At 74.6% G+C, this 24,400-nt stretch carries 23 protein-coding genes and 1 pseudogene; 12 read left to right on the forward strand and 12 right to left on the reverse strand.

Going from position 1 to position 24,400, the window contains the following annotated elements:
• Positions 1-139: 139 nt before the first annotated feature.
• A complete protein-coding gene (locus Q5694_RS29575; protein WP_443040961.1) occupies positions 140-1,954 on the forward strand; it encodes an ABC transporter ATP-binding protein in 1,815 nt (604 codons plus the stop codon).
• 58 nt (positions 1,955-2,012) lie between these two features.
• On the opposite strand, the gene Q5694_RS29580 is transcribed toward Q5694_RS29575, so the two are convergent.
• Positions 2,013-3,518: an MFS transporter gene (locus Q5694_RS29580; protein WP_333936512.1), complete on the reverse strand. Its 1,506-nt coding sequence runs from the start codon at positions 3,516-3,518 to the stop codon at positions 2,013-2,015.
• Positions 3,519-3,748: 230 nt separating this feature from the next.
• Between Q5694_RS29580 and proP the strand changes: the two genes are divergently transcribed.
• The 3 genes from proP to Q5694_RS29595 all read left to right on the forward strand — a co-directional run bounded on the left by proP (position 3,749) and on the right by Q5694_RS29595 (position 6,082).
• Positions 3,749-5,245 (forward strand): glycine betaine/L-proline transporter ProP, encoded by a 1,497-nt coding sequence (proP, locus tag Q5694_RS29585; protein WP_333936513.1) that lies wholly within the window; start codon positions 3,749-3,751, stop codon positions 5,243-5,245.
• Positions 5,246-5,354: 109 nt separating this feature from the next.
• A complete protein-coding gene (locus tag Q5694_RS29590; protein WP_333936533.1) occupies positions 5,355-5,768 on the forward strand; it encodes an SRPBCC family protein in 414 nt (137 codons plus the stop codon).
• Between the two features lie 5 nt (positions 5,769-5,773).
• Positions 5,774-6,082 carry a hypothetical protein gene (locus Q5694_RS29595; RefSeq protein ID WP_333936514.1) on the forward strand — a complete coding sequence of 103 codons (309 nt, stop codon included), beginning with the start codon at positions 5,774-5,776 and terminating at the stop codon, positions 6,080-6,082.
• A 13-nt stretch (positions 6,083-6,095) separates the two neighbouring features.
• On the opposite strand, the gene Q5694_RS29600 is transcribed toward Q5694_RS29595, so the two are convergent.
• Positions 6,096-7,298 (reverse strand): aromatic ring-hydroxylating dioxygenase subunit alpha, encoded by a 1,203-nt coding sequence (locus Q5694_RS29600; RefSeq protein WP_333936515.1) that lies wholly within the window; start codon positions 7,296-7,298, stop codon positions 6,096-6,098.
• Positions 7,299-8,015: 717 nt separating this feature from the next.
• Here Q5694_RS29600 and Q5694_RS29605 point away from each other — a divergent pair.
• The 3 genes and pseudogenes from Q5694_RS29605 (at position 8,016) to Q5694_RS29620 (ending at position 9,424) form a co-directional block, all read left to right on the forward strand.
• Positions 8,016-8,438, forward strand: coding sequence for a DUF350 domain-containing protein (locus Q5694_RS29605; protein WP_333936516.1), 423 nt, complete (start codon positions 8,016-8,018; stop codon positions 8,436-8,438).
• 342 nt (positions 8,439-8,780) lie between these two features.
• Positions 8,781-8,920, forward strand: a pseudogene (locus tag Q5694_RS29615) (MarR family transcriptional regulator); the annotation flags it as partial.
• 144 nt (positions 8,921-9,064) lie between these two features.
• Positions 9,065-9,424 carry a tetratricopeptide repeat protein gene (locus tag Q5694_RS29620; RefSeq protein WP_333936534.1) on the forward strand — a complete coding sequence of 120 codons (360 nt, stop codon included), beginning with the start codon at positions 9,065-9,067 and terminating at the stop codon, positions 9,422-9,424.
• Between the two features lie 103 nt (positions 9,425-9,527).
• Here Q5694_RS29620 and Q5694_RS29625 read toward each other — a convergent pair whose 3' ends face one another.
• Complete coding sequence (locus Q5694_RS29625) at positions 9,528-10,937, reverse strand: PepSY-associated TM helix domain-containing protein (protein ID WP_333936517.1); 1,410 nt, start codon at positions 10,935-10,937, stop codon at positions 9,528-9,530.
• A gap of 133 nt (positions 10,938-11,070) precedes the next feature.
• Here Q5694_RS29625 and Q5694_RS29630 point away from each other — a divergent pair, with 133 nt between their 5' ends.
• Entirely contained in the window at positions 11,071-11,715 is a 645-nt protein-coding gene (locus Q5694_RS29630) for a peptide deformylase (RefSeq protein WP_333936518.1), read from the forward strand.
• 191 nt (positions 11,716-11,906) lie between these two features.
• Here Q5694_RS29630 and Q5694_RS29635 read toward each other — a convergent pair whose 3' ends face one another.
• Complete coding sequence (locus Q5694_RS29635; RefSeq protein WP_333936519.1) at positions 11,907-13,337, reverse strand: dihydrolipoyl dehydrogenase family protein; 1,431 nt, start codon at positions 13,335-13,337, stop codon at positions 11,907-11,909.
• A gap of 110 nt (positions 13,338-13,447) precedes the next feature.
• Between Q5694_RS29635 and trxA the strand changes: the two genes are divergently transcribed.
• Positions 13,448-13,834 (forward strand): thioredoxin, encoded by a 387-nt coding sequence (gene trxA / locus Q5694_RS29640; protein ID WP_333936520.1) that lies wholly within the window; start codon positions 13,448-13,450, stop codon positions 13,832-13,834.
• A 138-nt stretch (positions 13,835-13,972) separates the two neighbouring features.
• Here the strand turns inward: trxA and Q5694_RS29645 are convergent, their stop codons facing one another.
• Entirely contained in the window at positions 13,973-15,016 is a 1,044-nt protein-coding gene (locus Q5694_RS29645; RefSeq protein ID WP_443040962.1) for a LacI family DNA-binding transcriptional regulator, read from the reverse strand.
• A gap of 79 nt (positions 15,017-15,095) precedes the next feature.
• On the reverse strand, positions 15,096-15,764 hold the full coding sequence (locus tag Q5694_RS29650) for a TetR/AcrR family transcriptional regulator (protein WP_333936522.1): 669 nt from the start codon (positions 15,762-15,764) through the stop codon (positions 15,096-15,098).
• A 128-nt stretch (positions 15,765-15,892) separates the two neighbouring features.
• On the opposite strand from Q5694_RS29650, the gene Q5694_RS29655 reads away from it, so the two are divergent.
• Positions 15,893-16,456 (forward strand): NAD(P)H-dependent oxidoreductase, encoded by a 564-nt coding sequence (locus tag Q5694_RS29655; protein ID WP_333936523.1) that lies wholly within the window; start codon positions 15,893-15,895, stop codon positions 16,454-16,456.
• A 275-nt stretch (positions 16,457-16,731) separates the two neighbouring features.
• On the opposite strand, the gene Q5694_RS29660 is transcribed toward Q5694_RS29655, so the two are convergent.
• From Q5694_RS29660 to Q5694_RS29675, 4 genes are read right to left on the reverse strand one after another with little or no spacing between them, the layout of a single operon-like run.
• Complete coding sequence (locus Q5694_RS29660; RefSeq protein WP_333936524.1) at positions 16,732-17,856, reverse strand: XdhC family protein; 1,125 nt, start codon at positions 17,854-17,856, stop codon at positions 16,732-16,734.
• A complete protein-coding gene (locus Q5694_RS29665) occupies positions 17,849-19,981 on the reverse strand; it encodes a xanthine dehydrogenase family protein molybdopterin-binding subunit (RefSeq protein WP_333936525.1) in 2,133 nt (710 codons plus the stop codon). The genes Q5694_RS29660 and Q5694_RS29665 overlap by 8 nt, the downstream gene beginning before the upstream one ends.
• On the reverse strand, positions 19,978-20,970 hold the full coding sequence (locus Q5694_RS29670) for an FAD binding domain-containing protein (RefSeq protein ID WP_333936526.1): 993 nt from the start codon (positions 20,968-20,970) through the stop codon (positions 19,978-19,980). Before Q5694_RS29670 ends, Q5694_RS29665 begins: the two co-directional genes overlap by 4 nt.
• A complete protein-coding gene (locus Q5694_RS29675; RefSeq protein WP_333936527.1) occupies positions 20,967-21,509 on the reverse strand; it encodes a 2Fe-2S iron-sulfur cluster-binding protein in 543 nt (180 codons plus the stop codon). The genes Q5694_RS29670 and Q5694_RS29675 overlap by 4 nt, the downstream gene beginning before the upstream one ends.
• A 247-nt stretch (positions 21,510-21,756) precedes the next feature.
• Between Q5694_RS29675 and Q5694_RS29680 the strand changes: the two genes are divergently transcribed.
• Complete coding sequence (locus tag Q5694_RS29680; RefSeq protein ID WP_333936528.1) at positions 21,757-22,332, forward strand: TetR/AcrR family transcriptional regulator; 576 nt, start codon at positions 21,757-21,759, stop codon at positions 22,330-22,332.
• Positions 22,333-22,384: 52 nt separating this feature from the next.
• Here the strand turns inward: Q5694_RS29680 and Q5694_RS29685 are convergent, their stop codons facing one another.
• A complete protein-coding gene (locus tag Q5694_RS29685) occupies positions 22,385-23,290 on the reverse strand; it encodes a LysR family transcriptional regulator (RefSeq protein ID WP_333936529.1) in 906 nt (301 codons plus the stop codon).
• Positions 23,291-23,407: 117 nt separating this feature from the next.
• Between Q5694_RS29685 and Q5694_RS29690 the strand changes: the two genes are divergently transcribed.
• On the forward strand, positions 23,408-23,623 hold the full coding sequence (locus Q5694_RS29690) for a hypothetical protein (protein ID WP_333936530.1): 216 nt from the start codon (positions 23,408-23,410) through the stop codon (positions 23,621-23,623).
• A 34-nt stretch (positions 23,624-23,657) separates the two neighbouring features.
• Here Q5694_RS29690 and Q5694_RS29695 read toward each other — a convergent pair.
• On the reverse strand, positions 23,658-24,400 hold a 743-nt coding region (locus tag Q5694_RS29695; protein ID WP_443040963.1), incomplete at its 5' end, for a hypothetical protein.

Raw genomic sequence — 24,400 nt, forward strand, 5'->3', positions numbered from 1 at the left:
CGGCCGGAAAACACTTGGACTCGGTGACCGCCCGCGCGGGACACTTCCGGCTTCGACCCGTAAATCCACACATCCGTTGCGGTGACGGCCCCTGCCCGCACACGCGTGGCGGGCGGCCGCGGAACGACACAGGGGTGGGATGGAAACGCCGGAGACACACAGGGTTTTACCGGGCAGGCGTTCGGTGCTCCTCGCACTGCGCCACTACGGACGGGAGCTGGCCCGGCTGCGCCGGTGGACGGCTCCCGCGATGCTGCTCATGGCGCTGGGCAACATCGGCATCAACTACATCGCGCCGCTGATCGTCGCCAAGCTCGTCGGCGACCTCGCCGGTGACCGGGACGTGCCGGTCGACTCGACGCTCCCGTACGTCCTCGGCTTCGCCGGTGTCCTGCTGGTCGCCGAGGCGCTGTGGCGGGTGGCGCTGCACTGCCTCAACCGGCTCGACGCGCTCGGCATCGAGCGGCTGTACGTGGTGGGGATGGACGAGCTGTTCGCCAAGGACGCCGCGTTCTTCCACGACAACTTCGCCGGGTCGCTGACCAAGCGCGTCCTGAGCTTCGCCGCGCGCTTCGAGCAGTTCGTCGACACGCTGGCGTTCCAGATCGTGGGCAGCTTCGTGCCGCTGCTGTTCGGGGCGGTGGTGCTCTGGCGTTACGAGCCACTGCTCGTCGTCGGCCTGCTGGTGATGATCACGCTGACGGGGGCGCTGGTCGCGCCGCTCGTCCGGCGCCGACAGGCCCTCGTGGACCAGCGCGAGGAGGCGATCGCCCGGGTGTCGGGCCACGTCGCCGACAGCCTGATGAACATGGACACCGTGCGTGCCTTCGCCGCGGAGCGGCGCGAGGCCGCCGAGCACCGTTCGCGGGTCGCGCGCTCGCGCCGGCTCACCCTGCGCTCCTGGGACTACGGCAACCTGCGCATCGACACCCTGGTCGCGCCGATGTCGGTGCTCACCAACGCGATGGGGCTGCTGCTCGCGGTCGCGCTCGGCAGGGGCGAGCACGGGGTCGAGGCGATCGTGGTCGCCTTCGCCTACTACAACAACGCCACGCGGATCATGTTCGAGTTCAACCAGATCTACCGGCGGCTGGAGAGCTCGATGACGGAGGCCGCCCAGTTCACCGAGCTGCTCCTGACACCGCCGACCGTGCTGGACCCGCCGGCTCCCGAACCGCTGCGGCCCCGGGGCGCCGACGTCCGCTTCGAGAAGGTCACCTTCGCGCACCGCGGCGGCCGGCCCCTGTTCGAGGGACTGGACCTGACGGTGCCCGGCGGGAGCAGGATCGGCCTGGTCGGGCGGTCCGGCGGCGGCAAGACGACCCTGACGCGGCTGCTGCTGCGGATGACCGACATCGACGACGGGCGCATCCTGGTCGGCGGCCAGGACATCAGCCGGCTGCGCCAGGCCGACCTGCGCGCACAGATCGCCTACGTGCCGCAGGACCCGGCGATGTTCCACCGCACCCTGCGCGACAACATCGCCTTCGCACGGCCGGACGCCACCGAAGCGGAGGTCCGCCGCGCCGCCGAGGCGGCTCACGTGACGGAGTTCGCCGACACCCTGCCGGACGGCTTCGACACCATGGTGGGCGAGCGGGGTGTCAAGCTGTCCGGCGGCCAGCGCCAGCGGGTCGCACTCGCCCGGGCGATCCTGCGCGACGCGCCGATCCTGCTGCTCGACGAGGCGACCAGCGCCCTGGACTCCGAGAGCGAACTGCTCGTCCAGGAGGCACTGTGGCGGCTGATGGAGGGGAGGACGGCGCTGGTGGTGGCGCACCGGCTGAGCACGGTCGCCGGCATGGACCAGCTGGTCGTCCTCGACCGCGGGCGGATCGTCGAGCAGGGCACGCACGAGGAGCTGCTGGCGGCGGGCGGTGCGTACGCGAAGCTGTGGCAGCACCAGTCGGGCGGCTTCCTCGACGACACGGCGGGCCGGGCGGAGGTGGTGTAGCGGCGCGGCCTCCGGCGGCCGGGTGAGCCGGGGACCCGGCTCACCCGCCGTCCGGGGGTCAGGGCCGGCGGGCGTGCACCGGGCTGTCGGCGTCGTCGTCGGGGCGGGTGCGGTGCGGATCCCGCGCGCGACGGTCGCGCCGCCAGTCGAAGGCGGCCAGGGCCAGCGACGCCGCCATCCCGAGGATGGCGGCGCCCAGGGCGAGGAAGAGGGCGCCGCGGTAGTCGTCACCGTGACGGGCGAGCACCAGGTGGAACAGGCCCGGCAGGGCCGCGGTGCCGACGGCCGCCCCGAGGCGCTGCCCGGTCTGCAGCGCGCCGCCCGCCGCTCCCGCCATGCGCACCGGCACGTCCCGCAGCGTCATGGTGATGTTGGGTGAGATCACGCAGCCGGCGCCGAGGCCGCCGACGAACAGGGCCGGGGCGGTCAGCCAGGGGGCGATGTCCACGGGGGCGAAGCGCAGCAGCAGCGCGGTCCCGCCCAGCCCGGCGATGACAGCGGTGAGTCCGCCCACGGTGAGCAGCCGGCCGAGCCGGTCCACCAGCCGCCCGGACACCGCGGCGGCGCAGGCGGAACCGACGGCGAAGGGCGTCACCGCCAGGGCGGACCGCAGCGGGGAGTACCCGAGACCGTGCTGGTAGAAGAGCGCGAAGACCAGCCAGATGCCGCTGAAGCCGATGAAGTAGAGGGTGCCGACGCCCGCGCCGACGGCGTAGCCGCGCACGGTGGTGAACAGCCGGGGGTCCAGCAGCGGCTGGGTGCCGCGGGCCAGCAGCCGGTGCTGCCGGCGGGTGAAGCACAGCAGGAGCACGGCCCCGGCGGGAAACAGCCACCACAGTCCGGTCAGGCCGCCTGCCTCCGCCTGCACCAGCGGGTACATCAGCGCCAGGACACCGAGGCCGAGGAGCACGACACCCGGCAGATCCACGTGGCCGCGGCCGGACCTGGGGGTGCGGGGCAGCAGGCGGCGGCCGAGGAGCACGGCGAGGACGCCGATGGGGACGTTGACGTAGAAGATCCACCGCCAGCCGTCGGGGCCGTCGGCCAGGGCGAGGATCAGCCCGCCCGCGAGGGGGCCCACCGCGGAGGAGATGCCGACGGTGGCGCCGAAGAAGCCGAAGGCGCGGCCGCGCTCGGCGCCCCGGAACATCTGCTGGATCAGCGCGGAGTTCTGCGGTGCCATGAAGCCGGCCGCCAGGCCCTGGGCGAGCCGGGCCACGATCAGCAGCGTGATGTCGGGGGCCGCTCCGCAGGCGGCGCTGAAGAGCACGAAGCCGCTCAGGGCGATCAGGAAGATGCGCCGCCGGTCCAGGGCGTCGCCGAGCCGGCCGGCGCACACCAGGGCGAGGGCGAAGGTCAGGGCGTAGCCGGAGACCACCCACTGCACCTGGGCGGCCGAGGCGTGCAACTCGTGCTGGACGGTCGGCAGGGCGACCGCGACGATCGACACGTCCAGCAGGCTCATGAAGCCGGCCACCAGGGTGACCCACAGGGCCCGCCAGCGGTTCGGGTCCGGCTCGTACCCCGTTTCCCGGCCCCCTTCGTCCCGCGCCGGCGCTGTCACTCGGGCTCCTCTCACCGGGTCCGCACGGGCGGGGCGGGTTCCCCGGCCGCGGCGGGGGCACACACCCGGCCCGGAGATCCTCCGCGTCCGCCGGCGCCGGCCGGTCCCACCGACGCCTCCGCGCGCACTGGCGCGCGATCGACCGTACGCCGCGCGAACGGGTTCGTTTGAGAGCGCTGGATCCGTGCAGGCGCTGTGGTTGGAAAGACGTACGGCGAAAGGAAGCAACGATGGCGGCGACCGGCAGGGACGAGTCGGCGGACCCGGCGGCGGTGCGGCGGCACCGGGTGCTGTTCCGGGCGATCGACCAGCGCCGGCACCCGAAGCTGCGGCGCAGCGACATCACCGTGACCGACGAGGCGGCGGTCAAGCGCGCCACGAAGGCGGCCGCGCTGGGCAACGCCATGGAATGGTACGACTTCGGCATCTACAGCTATCTGGCGTCGACCATCGGGAGGGTCTTCTTCCCGTCGGGCAACGACACCGCCCAGTTGCTCAGCTCCTTCGCGACGTTCGCCGTGGCGTTCCTGGTGCGACCGCTCGGCGGCATGGTCTTCGGGCCGCTCGGCGACAAGCTCGGCCGCAAGCGCATCCTGTCACTGACCATGATCATGATGGCGGTGGGGACGTTCGCCATCGGCCTGATCCCCTCGCACGCCGCCATCGGCCTGTGGGCCCCGGCCCTGCTGATCTTCTTCCGCATGGTGCAGGGCTTCTCCACCGGCGGCGAGTACGGGGGCGCCTCGACCTTCATCGCGGAGTACGCGCCCGACAAGCGGCGCGGCTTCTTCGGCAGCTTCCTGGAGCTGGGCACGCTCGCCGGTTACGTCGGGGCCTCCGGTCTCGTCGTCCTGCTGCAGAGCCTGCTGAGCGACGACCAGATGCTGTCCTGGGGCTGGCGCGTGCCCTTCCTGGTCGCTGCACCGCTCGGCTTCATCGGCCTCTACCTGCGGCTGAAGCTGGACGAGACGCCCGCGTTCCGGAAGCTGGCGGACGGCCGGGGGAAGAGCGCCGAGGCGGCCGACGGGCCGGAGACCTCGGCCACCGCCGATCTGGGCCGGATCTTCACCCGGCACTGGCGGCCGCTGCTGCTGTGCCTCGCGCTGGTCGCGGCGTACAACATCACCGACTACATGCTGCTGTCGTACATGCCCACCTACCTGTCCGACGAACTGGGCTACGCGACCAGCCACGGGTTGCTCATCCTGCTCGTGGTGATGGTGCTGCAGATGTGCGTCATCAACCGGGTGGGGCGGCTGTCGGACCGCTTCGGGCGCAAGCCGCTGCTGATGACCGGCATGCTCGGCTTCCTGCTGCTGTCCGTGCCGTCGTTCCTGCTCATCCGGCAGGGCGGCGTCGTCCTGATCACCCTGGGGCTGCTGCTGATGGGCCTGTCGCTGGTGACGATGCTCGGAACGATGTCGGCGGCGCTCCCGGCGATCTTCCCCACCCACGTGCGCTACGGGTCCCTGTCCGTCGCCTACAACCTGGCCACCTCGGTGTTCGGCGGCACGACACCGCTGGTGATCACCGCGCTGATCAGCACGTTCGACTCGACCCTGATGCCGGCGTACTACGCCACCGGCGCCGCGGTCGTCGGTGTCGTCGCCGTGCTGTGCATGCGGGAGACCGCCAACAGGCCGCTGGCGGGCTCGCCGCCCTCGGTCGAGACGGAGGAGGAGGCGGCGCAGCTCGTTCATGCGCAGTCGCCCCGGCCCCGGTTCTGACCCGCTGCCGCCCCCCGGTCCCCTCCCGGCGGGCCCCGCGGACGGTTGGACCGCGGCGCGCAGGGAACGCGGGGTGCCGTACGCCGAACGAAACGAGGCCGGTGAGGCGATGTCCGAGTACGAACGCTCCCGCACGATGCCCGCACAGCCCGAGCACGTCTTCGACCAGGCCGCCAACGTCGACCGGCTCGACACGTGGCTCCCCGGGGCCCTGCACGTGCGGGCCGGGGACCTGCCGGCCGTCACCGTGCACGAGGACCGCACCGACGAGGACACCGCCGCGCTGCTGCGCGCACGGCCCGACCAGATGCGCCTGGAGTGGGGCACCCGCGAGCAGGGCTCCTACGCGGGCTGGCTCCAGGTCGCCGGCATCGGCAGCGGTGCCAGCGAGGTGACGGTGCACCTGTCGTTCTTCGACGACGGCCACGACCCCGGTGAGCGGGCCGTCGGCGAGGCCCTGGACTCCAGCCTGCGGCGGCTGGAGGAGCAGGTGCGGCTGCGCGCCGAGCACGAGGGGGGCTGAGGACCGTGGCACGCACCAAGCAGTACTCCGTGGCGGCGTCCGGGCAGTGGACCGACGAGGAGGAGGGCCGGCGGCGGCTGCCCTCCGGGGAGGTCCACGCCTGGGAGCCGGGCCGCAACGAGACCGTGTGCGGCCTCTCCCTCAGCCGCTCCCGGCTGATGCGCTTCCCCCACGTGAACTGGGTCGACACCTTCCCCGAGTCCGGCGGCGCGGCGGACCGGGTGCGGCGGCAGTGTCCGCGGTGCGCCTCGGTGGCGGGCCGACGGGGGCTCGACGCCCGCCCGCGGTGGGAGCGCACCAACCCCCGGCCCTGACAACACGGGAGGCTCAGCGGGCGGGACGCCCGTCGGCGGGACCGGTCGTCGCGACCGCCGCGTCGGGGCCGCCGCACGGCCCGGACGCGGCGCACCCGGTGGTCCGGGGCCGCATCGGCACACCGTTGGCGCGCAGCACCGCGCGGACGTCCAGGATGAGCGAGAACACCTCGTGGTTCAGGTCCTCGCCCTGCTCGTCCCAGGCCCGCTGCTCGGCCTCGACGGCCATGCGGTCCTCGGTGAACACGCGCTCGGTGAAGCGCCGGATGAACGGCCACGCCAGACGCAGCGCGCCGGGGACCCTCGGTTTCTCGATCATCAGCAGGCCGTAGGTGTGACAGCGGCGCTGCTCGGCGTCCTCGGGGACGTAGGCGGCCCACAGCCGGAAGGCCGGCCGCCGCGCGTGCTCCGGGACCAGGTCGAGGGTCTGGTACGGGTACTCGGTGCGGATCGTCATGACGTCACTTGAGTCGCCGCCGCCCAGCCCTTCGGCGGCGAGCAGGCTGGCGCCGCGGTTCCGCTTGCCACCGGTGTGCGTGAACAGGTACCGGGCCTCGACCGACCGCGCGTCGGCCCGGTGATCGAGCAGTTCGGGGCGGAGCCGGCCGACGACGCCGCGGTGGAGGAACTGGTGGTTCATGTCGAGCAGGTTCTCGTGCATGAACGAGTAGTGGCAGTGCACGGTCCGGGAGTACGTCATCGTCGCGTACCGCGGTGAGCCGTGGGCCGGCAGGTGGGGCAGCGGGGTGCGGTCCGCCTTGTCCGGGTCGCCCGGGAACACGAACACCAGGCCGTACGCCTCGCGGACGGGATAGCCCCGCACCCCGCGCGGCGGCCGTCCGTCGCCCTTGGACAGGTAGGGGATCTGCGAGATGCGGCCGTCGCCGCGGTAGGCCCAGGCGTGGTAGCAGCAGCGCAGGGTCTCGCCCTCGACGACCCCCATGCTCAGCGGCACCTGCCGGTGGGCGCACCGGTCCTCCAGCGCGTAGACGGTGCCGCTGGAGCCTCGGTAGAGCGCGATCCGCTCCCCGGCGAACGCGGTCGCGACCGCCCGCCCCTTGCGTACCCTCCGGGACACGGCGACCGGATACCAGTGGTCCGGGTGGATCCCGACCCGCCGCAGGTCGGCGACGCCCGGACCGGCGTCGCGGTGCGGCGCGGGCCGGCGGCTCCCGGCCGTGGCCGGGGCGGCCTGGGCCTCGTCCGTCTCGGTCATACGTCTCCCTCGCAGGTCCCGGTCGTCGGACATGGGCGGCGCAGGCCGCGGCTCCCCGCCGGCCGGCCCTGCGGGGCACGGTCCGCCCGGGCGGGCACGCCCATCCTGACGCCCGCCCTGCACCGGCGCCCTGCCCGGCGCGTGCGGACGGGTGAGGGCCGTGCCCCGGCCGCCGGGGGTTTCGGCGCGTGCAGCCGGCTGCGGCGGCCGTGCGCTCCCCCACGCCGTCCGCCCCGTCCGGAGCTCCGGGAGAACGCGTCGGTTCGAGGGCCCGCGGTGCCGGAGGTGGTTCACGGTCGGCACCGCGGGCGGCGGGGTCGGGTCTCGTCGCGGAGCCGGGCCGCGAGGCCGCGTGCGTGGTCTGCGGGCGCAGCTCCGGCGCGGTGACGCGCAGGCGCAGCATCGGGCCTCCAGGTGGGGCGCGAACCGGGGGGTGTCCTGCTGCAGGCGGCCGGCGGACGCGTGCGCGGAGGTCAGAGAGGCGGCCTCGGCCTGCGGCCCGTCGTCCGCGCCGTGCGCGGAGATCCCGGCCGCGGCGATCAGGGCGCGGGCGGTGCCGCCTGGTCGGGTCCGACAGGTACTCCACCGGGTTCTCACGGTGGTTTCACGGTTCCCACCTCGGCGGTCGGCCGGGTGGGGTCCGAACGGGTGCGCTACATTTTGCTCCGCCTTGACCGCGATCACTCACGATCCCCCGACCATCGGAGCAGCCTTCCCATGAGCGACATCGTCAACGGACTCGGCCGGGCCACCGCTTACGGCGGTCTCGGTCTGGTCCTGCTGGTCCTCGGCATCGTCCTGGTCGACGTCCTGACGCCCGGGAAGCTCGGCCGGCAGATATGGGAGCAGCGCAACCGCAACGCCGCCGTGGTGCTGAGTTCGGCCCTGCTGGGCATCGGGGGCATCGTCTTCACGTCCATCTGGACGACCTACGACGACTTCGGCAAGGGTCTGCTGTCGACCGCGGTGTTCGGTGTGCTGGGCCTGGTGATGATGGCGGTGGCGTTCCTGGTGGTGGACCTGATCACTCCGGGGCGGCTGGGTGAGGTGCTGGTCCAGGAGGAGCCCCACCCCGCGGTCTGGGTCACGGCGTCCTGCAACCTCGCCGTGGCGGCGATCCTGTCGGCGTCCATCGCCTGACGCGACGTCCCGCCGCCCGGGCGCACGTCGGCTCCGGCTCCGCCCGCGGGCCCCGGACTCCGGCCCGGGCGCCCCGGCCGCGTCGCGGTCCGGTCAGCGCACCCTGCCCCGCGCCTTCAAGGGGGTCGCCGGCAGCTCGGGGGCGGGCGGCGGATCCCCCTCGCAGCCCTTCACCCCGCCGAACCGGGTGCCCTCCGTCCGGTCCCCGCGGGCCTGTTCGATCTCCTCTCGCGGGCCTCGCCGGACAGTGACAGGACCGCGTACTCGCCATCCGGCTCCAGCGGCAGCCGTACGTCCGCGCCCCCCCAGCCGTACCCGGGCTTCCCGGTGTGGCGGCTGTCCATGAAGTGGCGGGGGGCGGTCGACCGTGCCGTCGCCCCGCTCGGGCCGACCCACGCGCAGCACTCGGTGCTCGCCTCCCTGTACGGCACGCAGCGCGGCGGGGGCGGCCCAGCCGGCGCCGCCTCGCCGACCACACGGGCGGGAGCCGCTGCAGGGGTGCTGACCCTGATCACCCGACGGGCCGAGGCCGGGCCGGCCGCGCTGTCCGGATGACCCCGAAGGGCCCGGCGAGCAGTGGAATACCGGACCGGCAGCGCGGGTTGACGGCCTCGAAGGAGGCACGAGTGAACACGACCCACGACGCCGCGTACTACGCGCACGGCACTCCGGCGGAGCGCTGGGAGCGCGCGCAGCTGTTCTTCGACGCCAAGGACTACACCGCCGCCGCGCGGGTCCTGACCGGCCTGGTCGAAGAGGTGCCGCAGCAGACCGGACCCCGGCTGCTGCTGGCGCGCTCGTACTACCACTCGGCCCAGCTGCGCCGCGCCGAGGCCGAGTTGCGCACGATCGTCGAGCGGGATCCGGTGGAGCACTACGCCCGGCTGATGCTCGGCCGTACGCTCCAGCGGCAGAACCGGCACGAGGAGGCCGAGTCCCACCTGCGGATCGCCTCCGCGCTCGCGGGTGACTTCCCGCGGGACTGACCCCGTGCGACGCCGGATGCCCGGCTCCCCTGTGGAGCCGGGCATCCGCATGCAGGGGGCGGAGTCCGCACGGCGGGCGCGCGGCGTCCTCCCGCCCCGTTCGCTACCGGGCCGGCGTGCCGGTGCCGTACGAGCGCCGTCCGCGCCGGTGGGCGATCTCGCCCAGCAGGATGTCGACGGCGAGGAACACCGCCAGCGGAATGCCGAACAGGGGCAGGAAGTAGCCGAGTACGGCCACCCCGGCCAGCAGCGGTACCAGGATCTGGGGCGGCACGTCCTGCCAGGCGCCCCGCGGGATCGGCCGGCCGAAGGCGCTGCCCCGGCCGCGCTGCCACCACATGCGGTAGCCCCACACGATCAGCAAGATCAGGGAGAGCGTCAGCGCCATCAGCAGGATCTGGTTGGCGAGGCCGAACAGGATGCCGGTGTGCAAGTCGATGCCCCAGCGGGTGAGCTTCGCGAGCACCGGGTAGTCGGCGAACCGCAGGACGTCCGTGACCTGCCCGCTCGCCGGGTCGACGGCGACGGAGTCCTGCTTGGTCGGCCAGCCGCGGCCCACCTGCTTGACGACGTACGCCGAGTTCGCGTCGGCGGGCGGAACGATCTCCACGGGGTCGGTGAGCCGTTCGGCCCGCGCGGCCGCCAGGACCTTGTCCAGACCCACGCCGTGGGAGGCGTCTCCCGCCTGCCCGGCTGCGGCCCCGTGACCGGAGTGCTCACCGCCCGTGCCCGCCGACACCGAAGGGGTCGCGTGCCCGAGCGAGGTGCGCAACTCGTCGATGTTGGCCCCGGCGTAGGCCGACCAGGTCAGGCCGGTAGCCGAGAGGAACACGAAGCCGGCCGCCGCCCACACGCCGACACCGCCGTGCAGCCCGAGGGTGCGGCGCCGCCCCTTGGTCCCGCGCACCTTGCGCAGGGCCCGGCGGCGGGAGAACCACAGCACCAGCCCGCCGGCCGAGATCACCCACAGCCAGCTGGCCGCCAGTTCGCTGTACAGCCGTCCGCTCTCCCCCAGGTGCAGGTCCCGGTGGAACTCGTCGATCCAGGTGCGCAGCGGCAAGGCGCCGGTCGAACCGTACTGTTCGAGGGCGCCGCGCACCTGCGCGGTGTAGGGGTCGACGAAGACGGCCATGGTGTGGCCCTCGTCGACACCGGGGACGCCGGAGAGCATGACCCGGGTCGTCGCGCCGGGCTCGGGCGAGGGGCGCACGGCCGAGACCGTGCCTTCCGGGTGGGCCTTGCGGGCGGCGGCCACCTGCTCGCTGACCGGCAGCTTCCGCTCGCCCACGGGGACGGTCAGTTCGTGCTCGTAGACGATCTTCTCGACCTGGAACGAGGCGGCGTACAGCAGGCCGGTGACGGCGGCGACGAGGAGGAAGGGAGCCACCAGCACGCCGGCGTAGAAGTGCAGCCGGAGGATCAGCGGGCGCAGGGGTGCCCAGCTGCTCCGGGCCGGCGCGGGGGCGGCTGGTTGCGGGGCCTCGTCCGTGGTGGTCGAGGGAGCGGTGGTCATCGGCGGGCTTCTCCGGGGGACGTCTTCTGGGCCGTTGCGGTGCAGGAGTCGGGGCGCGGGGCCGTCCGGTTCCCGGAGCAGGTGTGTGATGTGCACCACACTGGGGTGAGGGGTGCCGTGTCATCCTGGCGCGATGGGAACTCCGAGCGATCACGCACCCCTGGCCGAACGGGTGGCGGAACTCCTCGCCGGCGGCGGCCCGTTGCCCATCGTCGCCGCGGGTGATCCGGTGCTGCGGCGCGGTGCCGAGCCCTATGACGGGCAGCTGGGCCCCGCGCTGTTCGCCCGGTTCGTCGAGGCGCTGCGGGTGACCATGCGCGCGGCGCCCGGGGTCGGGCTGGCCGCGCCGCAGGTGGGCGTGGGGCTCAGGATCGCGGTGATCGAGGACCCGGCGCCGGTGCCCGAGGAGGTGCGGCTCGCGCGGGGGCGGGTGCCGCAGCCCTTCCGGGTGCTGGTCAATCCCGCGTACGAGCCGGCCGGTGACGCCCGGGCGGCGTTCTTCGAGGGGTGCCTGAGCGTGCCGGGCTACCAGGCGGTGGTGGCGCGGCCCGCGGCGGTGCGGCTGACCGGTCGGGACGAGGACGGGCGCGCTCTCGACGAGGTGGTCACCGGCTGGCCCGCCCGGATCGTGCAGCACGAGACGGACCACCTGGACGGGGTCCTCTACCTGGACCGCGCCGAGACGCGGTCGCTGTCGTCGAACCGGGCGGCGGCGGAACGCTGGGCGCAGCCGACCCCGGAGACGGCCGCCCGGGCTCTCGGTTTCGACCTGCCGTAGGACACGGCGGCGGGGCTCCGTCCCCGGCCGCCGGGCCGGGGAACGGCCGCCGGGCCGGGGAACGGCCGCCGGACCGGGGAACGGCCGCCGGACCGGGGAACGGCCGCCGGACCGGGGAACGGCCGCCGGACCGGGGAACGGCCGCCGGGCCGGGGACTCGCCGCCCCGGCCGGAGCCCGGGGGCCGCCCGGTCAGGAGTCCCGGTAGGCCTCCAGCAGCCGCAGCCACACCTCGCTGATCGTCGGGTAGGACGGGACGGCGTGCCACAGGCGGCCGACCGGGACCTGCCCGGCGACGGCGACGGTCGCGGAGTGGATCAGCTCGCCCACGCCGGGGCCGACGAGGGTGACACCGCGCAGGATCTCGTCCTCCAGGTCCACCACCATGCGGGCGCGGCCCTTGTAGCCGTCGGCGTACAGGCCCGCTCCCGCGACGGAGGCCAGGTCCACGTCGACGGCCTGCACGCGGTACCCGGCCTGCTCGGCCTCGGCGAGCGACAGCCCGACGGCCGCCGCCTCGGGATCGGTGAACACGACCTGGGGGACGGCGCCGTGGTCGGCGGTCGCCGCGTGCGCTCCCCAGGGTTCGGCCGCCGCTTCCTCCCCGGTGGCCCGGGCGGCGATGACCGCGCCCGCGATGCGGGCCTGGTACTTGCCCTGGTGGGTGAGCAGGGCGCGCCGGTTGACGTCGCCGACCGCGTACAGCCAGTCGTGGCCGGTGACGCGGAGGCTGTCGTCGACCTGCAGCCAGCTGCCGGGATCGAGGCCGATGGTGTCCAGTCCGATGTCGTCGGTGCGCGGGGCGCGGCCGGTGGCGAAGAGGATCTCGTCGGCCTCGATGCGCTCGCCCTGGTCGGTGACGGCCACGACGGTCCCGTTCTCGCGCGTCACCGACTCCACCGCGACGCCCGTGCGGACGTCGGCGCCGGCCTCGGTGAGCGCCTCGGCGACCAGTTCCCCGGCGAAGGGTTCCATGCGGGGCAGCAGGCCCTTGCCGCGGACCAGCATCGTCACCGCGGAGCCGAGGGCCTGCCAGACGGTGGCCATCTCGGTGGCGACCACACCGCCGCCGACGACGATCAGGCGGCCGGGCACGGTCTGGGAGCCGGTGGCCTCCCGGCTGGTCCACGGCTCGACGGCGTCGAGGCCGGGCAGGTCGGGCAGGGCCGCGCGGGTACCGGTGCAGACGGCCACGGCGTGCCGGGCGGTCAGGACGTGCTCGGTGCCGTCGGGGCCGGTGACCCTGACGGTGCGGGGGCCGGCGAGCCTGCCGTGACCGCGGTAGAGGTCCGCGCCGGTGGAGTCGAGCCACCGGACCTGTCCGTCGTCGTGCCAGTCGGAGGTGTAGTCGTTCCGGTGGGCGAGGACCGCCGCGGCGTCGAGGGGTCCCTGCACCGCCTGGCGGAGCCCGGGCACGCGGCGGGCGTCCGCGCGGGCGATGACCGGCCGCAGCAGGGCCTTGCTGGGCATGCACGCCCAGTACGAACACTCGCCGCCGACCAGCTCGCTCTCCACGACCGCGGTGGTCAGCCCGGCGGCGCGAGTGCGGTCGGCGACGTTCTCCCCCACGGGCCCGGCCCCGAGGACCACGACGTCGTACGCGTTGGTTTCCGTTTCCGTCATGGGGTCAGTCTGGTGGGTGGTGTGCGCCCCGGCCACATGGGTAGGGGCGCGGAATACGTGCCCGGCCGGCCGTGTTGTGCCGACGGCTTGACCCCACACCAGGAAGAGGGATGAACGCCATGAGCACCGTGGAGCTCACCAAGGAGAACTTCGACCAGACGGTCACCGACAACGAGTTCGTCCTGATCGACTTCTGGGCGTCCTGGTGCGGGCCGTGCCGGCAGTTCGCGCCGGTCTACGAGAAGGCGGCGGAGGAGAACCCCGACCTGGTGTTCGGCAAGGTGGACACCGAGGCGCAGCCGGAGCTGGCCGAGGCCTTCGGCATCCAGTCGATCCCCACGCTGATGATCGTGCGCGACCAGGTGGCCGTGTTCGCCCAGCCGGGGGCCCTGCCCGAGGCCGCCCTGACGGACGTCATCGGGCAGGCCCGGAACCTGGACATGGACGAGGTCCGCAAGGCGATCGCCCAGCAGCAGGCCCAGCAGCCGGGCGAGTGACCCGCCGGGGAGCCCGGGCTCCCGGGTGGGACCCGGTCGAGGGCATCGCACTCCTCGGCGCCGAGGAGCTCGTCGCCGCGTCGCACGAGCGCGTCCACCGCTCGCGCCGGTCCCAGGGGACCCGGGCCGGTGCGCGGGTCAGCTCGACTCGCGGTGCAGGACCGTCGCACCGAGCACCTTGTGGGTCTCCGGTTCCGCCCCCGGCCGGCGGACCGCGCGGTCGACCAGTTCGGCCAGTTCCCGGCCCGACGGCAGTTCCAGCCGGACCGTGCTCAGCCGCGGGCGCAGCAGCCGCCCCAGCATGAGGTCGTCGGCGCCGATCACGGCCGTCTCCTCGGGGATGCGCACGCCTTCGTCCTGCAGGGCCCGCATCAGCAGCATCGCGTACTCGTCGTTGTAGGTGAACACCGCGTCCAGCGCCAGGTCGCGCCAGCGGGCGGCCAGCCGCGCGGCCGCCCGCTCGTCGTGGTCCAGGGGCAGTTCGGTCACCGTGGCGCCGGTGCCGCGCACGGACTGGCGCACCCCGTCGAGCCGGGGCGCGGAGAACGCCTCGAGGCCCGGTTCCTGCGGGACCACGACGCCGATCCGGCGCCGGCCGCGGTCGTACAGGTGGGCGCCCGCGCTGTGGCCGACCACGTCGTGGTCCATGAGCAGGGCGTGTGCGCCCTCGATGGTCTCGGGGCCGAGCGTGACCACCGCCCGGGCGCCGGAGCGCTTGAGCACGGCCACACCGCGCGGTCCGAGTCCGGAGCCGGGCACGAGCACGGCCACGGGCCGCAACTCGGCCCAGGCCCGGGCGGCTTCGTCGCCGTGCGGGCCGCCGGTGCCGTACTGCACGACCGTGTAGTCCAGGGCGCCCAGCGCTCCCTGCAGGTCGGTGAGGAAGCGGCTGTAGAGCGGGCCGACGGGGAAGGTCGGCGCGGGGATCAGCACCATGCGGCTGTGCCCGGCGCGCAGAGTGCGGGCCGCCGCGTGCGGGACGTACCCGAGTTCCCTGGCGGCGTCGTGCACGCGGCGCCGGGTGGGCTCGCTGATCCGTACGGCGCCGGTGTTGTTGAGGACGTAGGAGACGGTCGCGCGCGAGACGCCGGCCAGGCGGGCCACGTCGGCGCTCGTGGGCACCGAGCGCGACGGGGTCGGGGGCGCGGGCGTTTTCGGTATCTGCACCATGACGTACGGCATCTTGGCAGAAGCCCCAATGCGCCTTTCCGGCGGGGGAGTTGTGCGGATGCCGTGAGCGCTCAGGACCCGGCGGGCGCGCTCAGCCCGTGGTGCCCGTCCGCGTCACGCGGTCCACCAGGTCGCTCCAGGCCGCCTCCAGCCGGGACAGGGGCAGGCCGCACTGCCTGGTCAGGTGGTGGATCAGGGCCGGGTCGAGCTGGCCCATGAGGGTGTGGGCGAGCAGCTCGCAGTCGGCCTCGGGAACCGCCTGCCGCAGCAGCATCGCCACGTGGTGCCGCAGGACGCGGCGGGGCGGGGCGACGAAACGGCGTGCGGCGTCCGGCTCCGCCGCCAGTTGCAGCTCCAGTTCGTCGGCCGACCGGCGCAGCGAGGCCCGGCCGAAGGCCCGCAGCCGCTCCACCGGTGGCGCTCCGGGCCCGAGCGGGGGCGGCCCGGCGAGGAACGCGGCCTGGAACTTCTTCTCGGAGTGGTCCAGCAGCGCCGTCAGCAGGCCCGTCCGGTCGCCGAAGCGGCGGAAGACGGTGCCCTTGCCGACGCAGGCAGCCGCGGCCACCGCCTCCATCGTGACGGCCTCCGCGCCGCGCTCCGCCACCAGCCGGGCGGCGGCCTCCAGCAGCCGGGCGCGGTTGCGGGCGGCGTCGGCGCGCAGGCAGGGCTCGTCCGCCTCCAGGGCGGAGCCGAGCTGGAGCAGCTCGGGGTGGTCGACGGGCTCCTGGGGCGTCGGGCCGGGCGGCGGAACGGCGGACATGAAGCCAGCGTAAAGCATCGGGAACAAAACTGGACCGCGGTCCGGTTAGGATGCTACAAACGAAAACGGACCCCGGTCCGGATCGTGACCTCCGCTCGAGAGCACCCTTTCCTTACGTAGGAGTCAGCATGTCTGTTCGTATCCTCGCCCTCGTCGGCAGCCTGCGCGCCGGTTCGCACAACCGCCAGCTCGCCGAGGCGGCCGTCAAGCTCGCGCCCGAGGGGGCCGAGGTGGAACTGTTCGAGGGCCTCGCCGAGATCCCCTTCTACAACGAGGACATCGACGTGGAGGGCGGTGTCCCGGCCGCCGCCGCGAAGCTGCGCGAGGCCGCCGGCGCCGCCGACGCCCTGATCCTGTTCACGCCCGAGTACAACGGCACCATCCCGGCCGTGCTGAAGAACGCCATCGACTGGCTGTCCCGCCCGTACGGCGCCGGTGCCCTCAGCGCCAAGCCGGTCGCCGTCATCGGCACCGCCTTCGGCCAGTACGGCGGTGTCTGGGCGCACGACGAGACCCGCAAGGCCGTGGGCATCGCCGGCGGCAAGGTGCTGGAGGACGTCAAGCTGTCCATCCCCGGCTCGGTGACCCGCTTCGCCGAGACGCACCCGGCCGACGACGCCGAGGTCGCCGGCCAGCTGACGCAGGTCATCAGCCACCTGCAGGGCTTCGTCAACGAGCCGGCCGCGGCCTGACCGCGCCCCCACCCCGCGCCCGCAGGGGCCGAGGCCGACGACGGCCCCGGCCCCTGCGCCGTGTCCGCTCCCGCCCGTGACAGCCGCTTCCCGGCGGGCCGGGAGGGGGTCCCGGCCCGCCGGGAACGCTCGGGCGAGCGGTCCCGGCCCGCCGGGAACGCTCGGGCGAGCGGAGGGGCCGCGGCGCCCGTGCCTGCCCGGCCCGGACGGACTGCCGCCCCCGTCCTCGTCCGTGCGGACGGGCTGCGGCTTCCGTCACCGTCTCCGCGCACCGCTCAGACCGGCTGGGGTTCTCTGTCCGGCCGGTGGATCGGGGTGGTGGAGCCGGTGAGCGGGGTGCCCGTGCCGCCGTTGCGCTGCGCGATGATCTCCGCCGCGATGGACACGGCGGTCTCCTCGGGCGTGCGGGCGCCCAGATCCAGCCCGATCGGGGACCTCAGCCGGGCCAGCTCCGGTGCGCCGACGCCCGCCTCCCGCAGCCGCCGCTCCCGGTCCTCGTGGGTGCGGCGCGAGCCCATCGCGCCGATGTACGCGGCCGGCCGGCGCAGCGCCTCCCGCAGCAGGGGCACGTCGAACTTCGCGTCGTGGGTCAGCACGCACAACACCGTCCGCGCGTCGGTGGCCGTGCCCCGCAGATACCGGTCGGGCCAGTCGACGACGATCTCGTCGGCGTCCGGGAAGCGGGCCCGGGTGGCGAAGACCGGCCGGGCGTCGCACACCGTGACGTGGTAGCCGAGGAACCGGCCCGCCCGCACGAGCGCCGCCGCGAAGTCGATCGCACCGAAGACGATCATGCGGGGCGGTGGCACGGCCGACTCCACGAGCAGGGTGACACCACCCGGACAGTGGGTGCCGTCCTCGGAGAGCTCCACCGTGCCGGTCCGGCCCGCGTCCAGCAGGGCGCGGGCCTCGGCGCGCGCGGTGCGGTCCAGCTCCGGGCCGCCGCCGAGCCCGCCCTCGGACGAGCCGTCGGGTCGGACGAGCAGGGCCCGGCCGAGCAGCCCGGCGGGGCCGCGGGCGACACGGGCCAGGGCCACCGGCTCACCGTCCGCCACGGCGGACAGCGCCGCGTCGTGCACCGCCCGCCCGGCGGAGAACGGGACGACCAGCACGTCGATCGTCCCGCCGCAGGTCAGTCCCACCGCGAAGGCGTCCTCGTCGCTGTAGCCGAACCGCTCGGTCAGCGGCTCGCCGTCGCGCAGGGCCTGACGGCACAGCTCGTACACGGCGCCCTCGACACAGCCCCCGGACACCGAGCCCATCGCCGTGCCGTCGGTGTCGACCGCGAGCGCCGCCCCGGGCGGGCGCGGGGCGCTGCCGCCGACGGCGACCACCGTGGCGACGGCGAAGTCCCGGCCCTCCTCGGCCCACGTGCGCAGGGCCCCGGCGAGATCAAGCATCGCCGCCCGCCGACAGGACGCGGTCGGGCCGGATCGGCAGGTCACGGTGGCGCACGCCGGTCGCGTGCCAGACGGCGTTGGCGATCGCGGCGGCCGCGCCCACGATGCCGACCTCGCCGATGCCCTTGATGCCGACCGGGTCGTCGGGGTCGGGGTCGTCGACCCAGTCGGCCTCGACGTGCGGGACGTCCGCGTGCGCGGCCACGTGGTAGCCGGCCAGATCGGCGCCGTAGACCCCGCCGCTCGCCGGGTCACGGACGGCTTCCTCGTGCAGGGCCATGGACAGGCCCCAGATCATGCCGCCGACGAGCTGGTTGCGGGCGGTGAGCGGGTTGACGATCCGGCCGGCCGCGAAGACGCCCAGCATGCGGCGCACCCGCACCTCACCGGTGGCCGGGTCGACGGCGACCTCGGCGAACTGGGCCCCGAAGGAGTGCCGTTCCTTCTGTGCGAGCGCGCCGACGGCCTCGGTCGTGTCCGACCGTACGGTGATGCCCTGCGGCGGTATGTCCGCGCCGGGGTCGAGGCCGCGGCGCAGCTCCTCCGCCGCGGCCGTGACGGCCCAGGCCCACGAGCGGGTCCCCGCGGAGCCGCCGGCGATCATCGCGGGGCCGAGGTCGCTGTCGCCGATCCGCACCCGTACGCGGTCGGTGGGCACGTCCAGGACGTCGGCGGCGACCAGCGTGAGTGCGGTGCGGGCGCCGGTGCCGATGTCGGCGGCGTTGATCCGGACCGTGAAGGTGCCGTCGGCCTGGGCGGTCACGGAGGCCGTGGAGGGCATGGCCATCGCCGGGAAGGAGGCGGCCGCGGTGCCCGTGCCGAGCAGCCAGCGTCCCTCGCGGCGCACTCCCGGGCGCGGGTCCCGCCGGGCCCAGCCGAACCTGCGGGCGCCCTCCCGGAAGCAGGCGGCGAGGTTCCGCCCGGCGAACGGCAGCCCGGAGACCGGGCCCACCGCCGGTTCGTTGCGCAGGCGCAACTCGATCGGGTCGACGCCGCACTTCTCGGCGAGTTCGTCGAGCGCGGACTCCAGCGCGAACGAACCCGGTGCCTCCCCCGGCGCGCGCATCCAGGTCGGCGTGGGCACGTCGAGCCGCACCAGCCGGCTGACCGTGTGGTGGGCGTCGGCGGCGTACATCGACCGGCCGGCCGCGGCGCTCGGCTCGACGAACTCGTACACGGTCGAGGTCTGGTTCACGGAGCGGTGCTCCAGGGCGCGCAACCGCCCGTCCGCATCGGCGCCGAGGCGGACGCGCTGCGCGGTGGGACTGCGGTGGCCGGCGAGCGAGAACATCTGCCGGCGGGTCATGACGACCCGGACGGGCCGGTGCAGCACGGTCGCGGCCATCACGGCGGCCACCTGGTGGGCCCGTACGCCCTTGCTGCCGAAGCCGCCGCCGACGTGCTCGGAGCGCACGCGCACGGAGCCCGGGTCGAGGGAGAACAGGTTCGCCAGCTCCCCGGCGACCCAGTTGGTGCCCTGGTTGGAGTCGACGACCTCCAGCCGGCCGCCCTCCCAGCGGGCGGTCGCCGCGTGCGGCTCCATCGGGTTGTGGTGTTCCTCCGGGGTGGTGTACGCCGCGTCCACCACGACGGCGGACGCGGCCAGTTCCCGCTCCAGGTCGCCCTTCTCGACCACGGCCGGCATGTGCCCGTCGACCGGGTACGCCTCGGCCTCGCGCGCTGCCGAGAACGCCACGTCGTGCGGCTCCACGTCGTAGTGCACGACGAGCGTCTCGGCGGCCTCCCTGGCCTGTTCGGAGGTCTCGGCGACGACCAGGGCCACCGGCCAGCCCAGGTGGGGCACCCGGTCGTGCTGGAAGAGGGCAGTGCTCGGGTCCGGCGGGACGCCCATCATGCCGACGAAGCCGGTGTCGACGCGTGGGGCGTTGTGGTGGTGGAGCACGGTGAGGACGCCGGGCATCCCGAGGACGGCGTCGGTGTCCAGGGCGCGGACGCGGCCGCGGGCGACGGTGGACAGCACCAGCCAGCCGTGGGCGAGGTCGGCGAAGGGGATCTCGCCGGCGTAGCGGGCGGCGCCGGTGACCTTGTCGTGTCCCTCCACCCGGGTGTGGGCGGTGCCGGTCACGCGCCCGGTGGCGGACCGGCCGGTGGTGGCGGTCGTCATCGGGCGGCCTCCTCGGCGAGTTCGCTGAGCACGGCCACGACGAGATTGCGCATCAAGGTCACCTTGTATCCGTTGCGGGGCAGGGGCCGGGCGGCCGCCAGTTCGGCGTCCGCGGCGGCCGCGAAGGTCTCGGCGCCGGCCCGGGCGCCGGTCAGCACGCGTTCGGCCGTCCGGGCCCGCCAGGGGCGGGAGGCGACGGCCCCGAAGGCCAGGCGCACGTCGTGCACGACACCGTCCCTGAGGTCGAGGGCGGCGGCGACCGAGCCGATCGCGAAGGCGTACGAGGCCCGCTCGCGGACCTTGCGGTAGCGGGAGTTGGCCGCCGTGGCGGCGGGCGGCAGGGTGACAGCGGTGATCAGGGCGCCGCGCGGCAGGGCGGTCTCCCGGTGCGGTGTCTCCCCCACGGGCAGGTAGAGGTCGGCCAGCGGCAGTTCGCCGGGCCCGCCGGCCGTCTCGTAGGAGACGCGGGCGTCGAACGCGGTCAGGGCCACGCCCATGTCGGAGGGGTGGGTGGCGACGCAGTGAGCGGAGGCGCCGAGGATGGCGTGATTGTGGTGCTCCCCGGTGAGGGCGGGGCATCCGCTGCCCGGATCGCGCTTGTTGCAGGGCGAGTCGACGTCGGTGAAGTAGCCGCAGCGGGTGCGCTGCAGCAGGTTGCCGCCGACGGTGGCCATGTTGCGCAGCTGCCCGGAGGCGCCGGCCAGTACCGCCTGGGCCAGGGCCGGGTAGCGGCGCCGGACCTCGGGGTGGGCGGCCAGGTCGCTGTTGGTGACGGTCGCGCCGATGCGCAGTCCGCCCTCCGGCGTCGACTCCACCCGGTCGAGGGGCAGTTCGCGTACGTCGACGAGCCGGGTGGGCCGTTCGACGCCGGTCTTCATCAGGTCGACCAGGTTGGTGCCGCCGCCCAGGAAGCGCGCGTCCGTGTCGCCGTCGAGCAACGCGACGGCGCCGGGGACGTCGTAGGCGCGGTGGTAGCCGAACTCCCTCATGCCGCCGCTCCGTTCGCCTCGGCGGCGCGCGCCACGGCCTGCACGATGGACACGTACGCGCCGCAGCGGCACAGGTTGCCGCTCATCCGCTCGCGGATCTCCTCGGGTGTCAGGGGCGGCGGTCCCGCCTCGGGCCGCAGGTCGGCGGTGGCGGCGCTCGGCCAGCCCGCGGCGTGTTCCTCGATGACGGCGACGGCGGAGCAGATCTGGCCGGGCGTGCAGTAGCCGCACTGGAAGCCGTCGAGGTCGAGGAACGCCTGCTGCACCGGGTGCAGCCGGTCGCCGTCGGCCACTCCCTCGACGGTGGTGATCTCGCGTCCTTCGGCCGCGACCGCGAGCTGCAGGCAGGCCACGCTGCGGCGGCCGTCGACCAGGACGGTGCAGGCGCCGCACTGACCCTGGTCGCAGCCCTTCTTGGTGCCGGTCAGGTCGAGCCTTTCCCGCAGGGCGTCGAGCAGGGTGGTGCGGTGGTCGACGGTCAGCGTGTACTTCTCGCCGTTGACGGACAGGGTGAGGTCGCTGGACGTCGATGAGGCCATGGAAGCCTTCTCTCTCACGTGGTGAGGCGGTCGGGGTCGGGCGTGGGCGCTGCGGCTGGCGGCGCCGGTGCGCGACCGTGCAGGATGCGGGGCAGGTGGGCCGCTCCCGGCCGCCCCGGGCTGTCCCGCACGGACGGCACGCCGATACGATGGAGACAAGCGGACAGTTGTCCGTTACCCGGAAACGTAACGGACAACTGTCCGCTTAACAAGGGCCGGGTTTCGGCCACCACCGCGAGGAGGGCCCGTGGGCCAGAACAAGCAAGCGCCCCTGCGCTCGGACGCGCAGCGCAACCGCGCGCGCATCCTGGAGGTGGCGCTGGCCGAACTGACCCGCTCCGCGGACACCCCGCTGAGCACGATCGCCAAGAAGGCGGGCGTCGGGCAGGGGACGTTCTACCGCCACTTCCCCACCCGCGAGGCCCTGGTCCTGGAGATCTACCGCCACGAGATGCAGCAGGTCGCCGACACCGCAGCCCGGCTGCTGTGCAGCCGGGAGCCCGACCGGGCGCTGCGCGAGTGGATGGACGGGCTCGCCCGGTTCGCCATGACGAAGGCGGGGCTGGCCGACGCGATCCGCCAGGCGGCCGGCGCACCGGGCGCGCAGAAGCCGGGCCACGCCCCGGTGACGGAGGCGGCCGAGTGCCTGCTGCGCGCCGCCGAGCGGGCCGGCACCATCCGCCCCGGGATCACGGTGGACGACCTCTTCCTCGCCATCGGGGGCTTGTGGACGCTCGACCCGCACGGCGACTGGCAGCCCAGGGCGACCCGCCTGCTGGACCTCGTCATGGACGCGCTCCGCGTGGGGGCGCCGGGGCGGTGACGGACCCGGAGCCCCGACGTTCCGCGCCGGGGCTGTGCCGGGGGGCCGCTCGTCAGGTCACCGCCGAGGACGCCAGCTCGCTCAGTTCGGCCAGTGCGGCCGCCACCGCCGGGCGCGCGTCGGCGCCCCTCCTGGTGCAGGTCACGAACTTGCGGTGGGGGTTGCCGGTGCAGGGGACGCGGCTGAGGGGCAGCTCCGGATTCAGGCGGGCCAGCCGCGGGACGAGCGCGACGCCGAGGCCGGCGGCGACCAGGTGGGCGGTGACGTTCCAGTCGAGGGCGTGGTGGACGACGTCCGGGGTGAACCCGGCGGCGCCGCAGGCGGACATGACGTGCGGGCGGCAGGGACTCCGGGGCAGCGGCGCGATCCACTGTTCCCGGGCCGCCTCGGCGAGGTCGGTAGGGCCCCGCCCGGCCAGCCGGTGCCCCTCGGGCACCACCAGGTCGTAGGGATCGTCCAGGAGGGGCCGCTGGTCGAAGCGGGCGTCGCTCATCGGGGGGTTGTGCGGCGTGACCTCCACGACCGCCAGATCGGTCTCGCCCTCGAAGAGCCGGTCGAAGCTCTCCGGCACACCCGCCTCGGTGATCCGCACCGCGAGCCGCGGGTGCCGCTCCCCCAGCCGGACAGCGAGCGGTGCCAGCAGCACCGCCACGGCCACCGGGAACCCGGTCACGCGCAGTACTCCGGAGGGCGCCCCCCGCTCGGCCCGCAGGTCGATCTCGGCCCGGTCCCAGCGGGCCTGGATGGCGTCCGCGTGCGCGAGGAGGCTCTCGGCGGCCGGGGTGAGCCGGACGCCCCGCCCCTGGGGCTCCAGCAGGTCCACGCCGAGTTCGCGGGCGAGCTGACGGATCTGCTGGGAGGCGGCGGACGGGGTGAAGTGCAGGGCCCGGGCGGCGGCGGTGACCGAGCCGTAGTGGGCGACCGCCCTCAGGACGTGCAGCCGGCGCAGGTCGATCATGCAGGCCAGGCTTCACAGTGCGGTCCGCGAAGTCAACCTGGACGCGTACGGATCTTCCGGCGCACGCTGGCGGTGTCGCGACGACCGCAACAGCCCACGGGAGAAGAGGAGTCGGTCATGACCAGCACCGGTGCCGGTGCCTGCCCGCACTGCGGGTGGCCGGACGGCGGAGAGCCGTTCCGGGTGCTGTCGCGGCACGCCACCGCGACGGGCCGCACGGAGTGGACGCGCTGCGGGTGCGGCTCGCTGCAGGTCCGGGTCGTGGACGGCCGCGGGACCCGCGTCGTCTCCCGCAGCGGTCCCGCGGCCTCGCCGGGGACCGCGCGGGCCTGAGTGCCCCCGACCGGACGCAGCGGCGGCCCGGTCGTCAGGGACAGGTGTACCTGAACCCGGCGGCGGCCGTGCGGGAGGCCGGGGACAGGACGCGCAACTCGGCGCGGGCCGCTCGCTCCCCCTTGCCCTGGAAGGTCCACCGCAGGTGCAGGCGTGCCTGCTTCCGTCCCCGGACCAGCTCCTCCTTCAGCACGCCGGACGAGGTGCCGTCGCTGCGGACCCAGCGATAGGACAGCGTGCCCGGGCGGCCGTTGGTGGTGACGAGGCCGGTGATGTCCGCGGTGCCGTCGCATCCCAGGGCCGACGGCCGGGCGGTGACCGTCACGGAACCGACCGCGAGCGGCGGTCCGAGGCGCTGCCAGGCGAGGAACGCGAGGACGCAGAGCACGACCAGCGCGGGCACAACGTGCCGGCGCAGGCGCCGGACCGGGGGTGCGGGGCGCTGCGGCAGGGCGGGCAGCGTCCGGTGGGTGCGCCCGGCGGCGGTCACGCCGGGCCCGAAGCGCAGCACCGTCCCCTCGACGCGGTCGGGCGCCACCGACGCGGCGCCCGGTGCGCCGGGCCGCTCCACGAGGGTCCGGTCCGGGTCGGGTCGCTGCACCCAGTGGCTGGCGAGCACGGTGGCGCTGTACTCGGCACCGGCCGGACGGCTGAGCGGCACGGCCCCGGGCAGCTCCGCACCGGCCGGACGGACGAGCGACACGGCCCCGGGCAGCTCCGCACCGGCCGGACGGACGAGCGGCAGGGTCCCGGAGTGCTCGTCGCCGGCCGGGCGAG

Source organism: Streptomyces sp. AHA2 (genome assembly GCF_036857595.1).
Lineage (GTDB): Bacteria > Actinomycetota > Actinomycetes > Streptomycetales > Streptomycetaceae > Streptomyces.

Bases quoted from the DNA above. Each gene is read 5' to 3' on its own strand.
- Q5694_RS29575 (WP_443040961.1), top strand. From the start codon at position 140: ATGGAAACGCCGGAGACACACAGGGTTTTACCGGGCAGGCGTTCGGTG.
- proP (WP_333936513.1), top strand. From the start codon at position 3,749: ATGGCGGCGACCGGCAGGGACGAGTCGGCGGACCCGGCGGCGGTGCGG.
- Q5694_RS29590 (WP_333936533.1), top strand. From the start codon at position 5,355: ATGTCCGAGTACGAACGCTCCCGCACGATGCCCGCACAGCCCGAGCAC.
- Q5694_RS29600 (WP_333936515.1), bottom strand. From the start codon at position 7,298: ATGACCGAGACGGACGAGGCCCAGGCCGCCCCGGCCACGGCCGGGAGC.
- Q5694_RS29605 (WP_333936516.1), top strand. From the start codon at position 8,016: ATGAGCGACATCGTCAACGGACTCGGCCGGGCCACCGCTTACGGCGGT.
- Q5694_RS29625 (WP_333936517.1), bottom strand. From the start codon at position 10,937: ATGACCACCGCTCCCTCGACCACCACGGACGAGGCCCCGCAACCAGCC.
- Q5694_RS29630 (WP_333936518.1), top strand. From the start codon at position 11,071: ATGGGAACTCCGAGCGATCACGCACCCCTGGCCGAACGGGTGGCGGAA.
- Q5694_RS29635 (WP_333936519.1), bottom strand. From the start codon at position 13,337: ATGACGGAAACGGAAACCAACGCGTACGACGTCGTGGTCCTCGGGGCC.
- trxA (WP_333936520.1), top strand. From the start codon at position 13,448: ATGAACGCCATGAGCACCGTGGAGCTCACCAAGGAGAACTTCGACCAG.
- Q5694_RS29645 (WP_443040962.1), bottom strand. From the start codon at position 15,016: ATGCCGTACGTCATGGTGCAGATACCGAAAACGCCCGCGCCCCCGACC.
- Q5694_RS29650 (WP_333936522.1), bottom strand. From the start codon at position 15,764: ATGTCCGCCGTTCCGCCGCCCGGCCCGACGCCCCAGGAGCCCGTCGAC.
- Q5694_RS29655 (WP_333936523.1), top strand. From the start codon at position 15,893: ATGTCTGTTCGTATCCTCGCCCTCGTCGGCAGCCTGCGCGCCGGTTCG.
- Q5694_RS29660 (WP_333936524.1), bottom strand. From the start codon at position 17,856: ATGCTTGATCTCGCCGGGGCCCTGCGCACGTGGGCCGAGGAGGGCCGG.
- Q5694_RS29665 (WP_333936525.1), bottom strand. From the start codon at position 19,981: ATGACGACCGCCACCACCGGCCGGTCCGCCACCGGGCGCGTGACCGGC.
- Q5694_RS29670 (WP_333936526.1), bottom strand. From the start codon at position 20,970: ATGAGGGAGTTCGGCTACCACCGCGCCTACGACGTCCCCGGCGCCGTC.
- Q5694_RS29675 (WP_333936527.1), bottom strand. From the start codon at position 21,509: ATGGCCTCATCGACGTCCAGCGACCTCACCCTGTCCGTCAACGGCGAG.
- Q5694_RS29685 (WP_333936529.1), bottom strand. From the start codon at position 23,290: ATGATCGACCTGCGCCGGCTGCACGTCCTGAGGGCGGTCGCCCACTAC.
- Q5694_RS29690 (WP_333936530.1), top strand. From the start codon at position 23,408: ATGACCAGCACCGGTGCCGGTGCCTGCCCGCACTGCGGGTGGCCGGAC.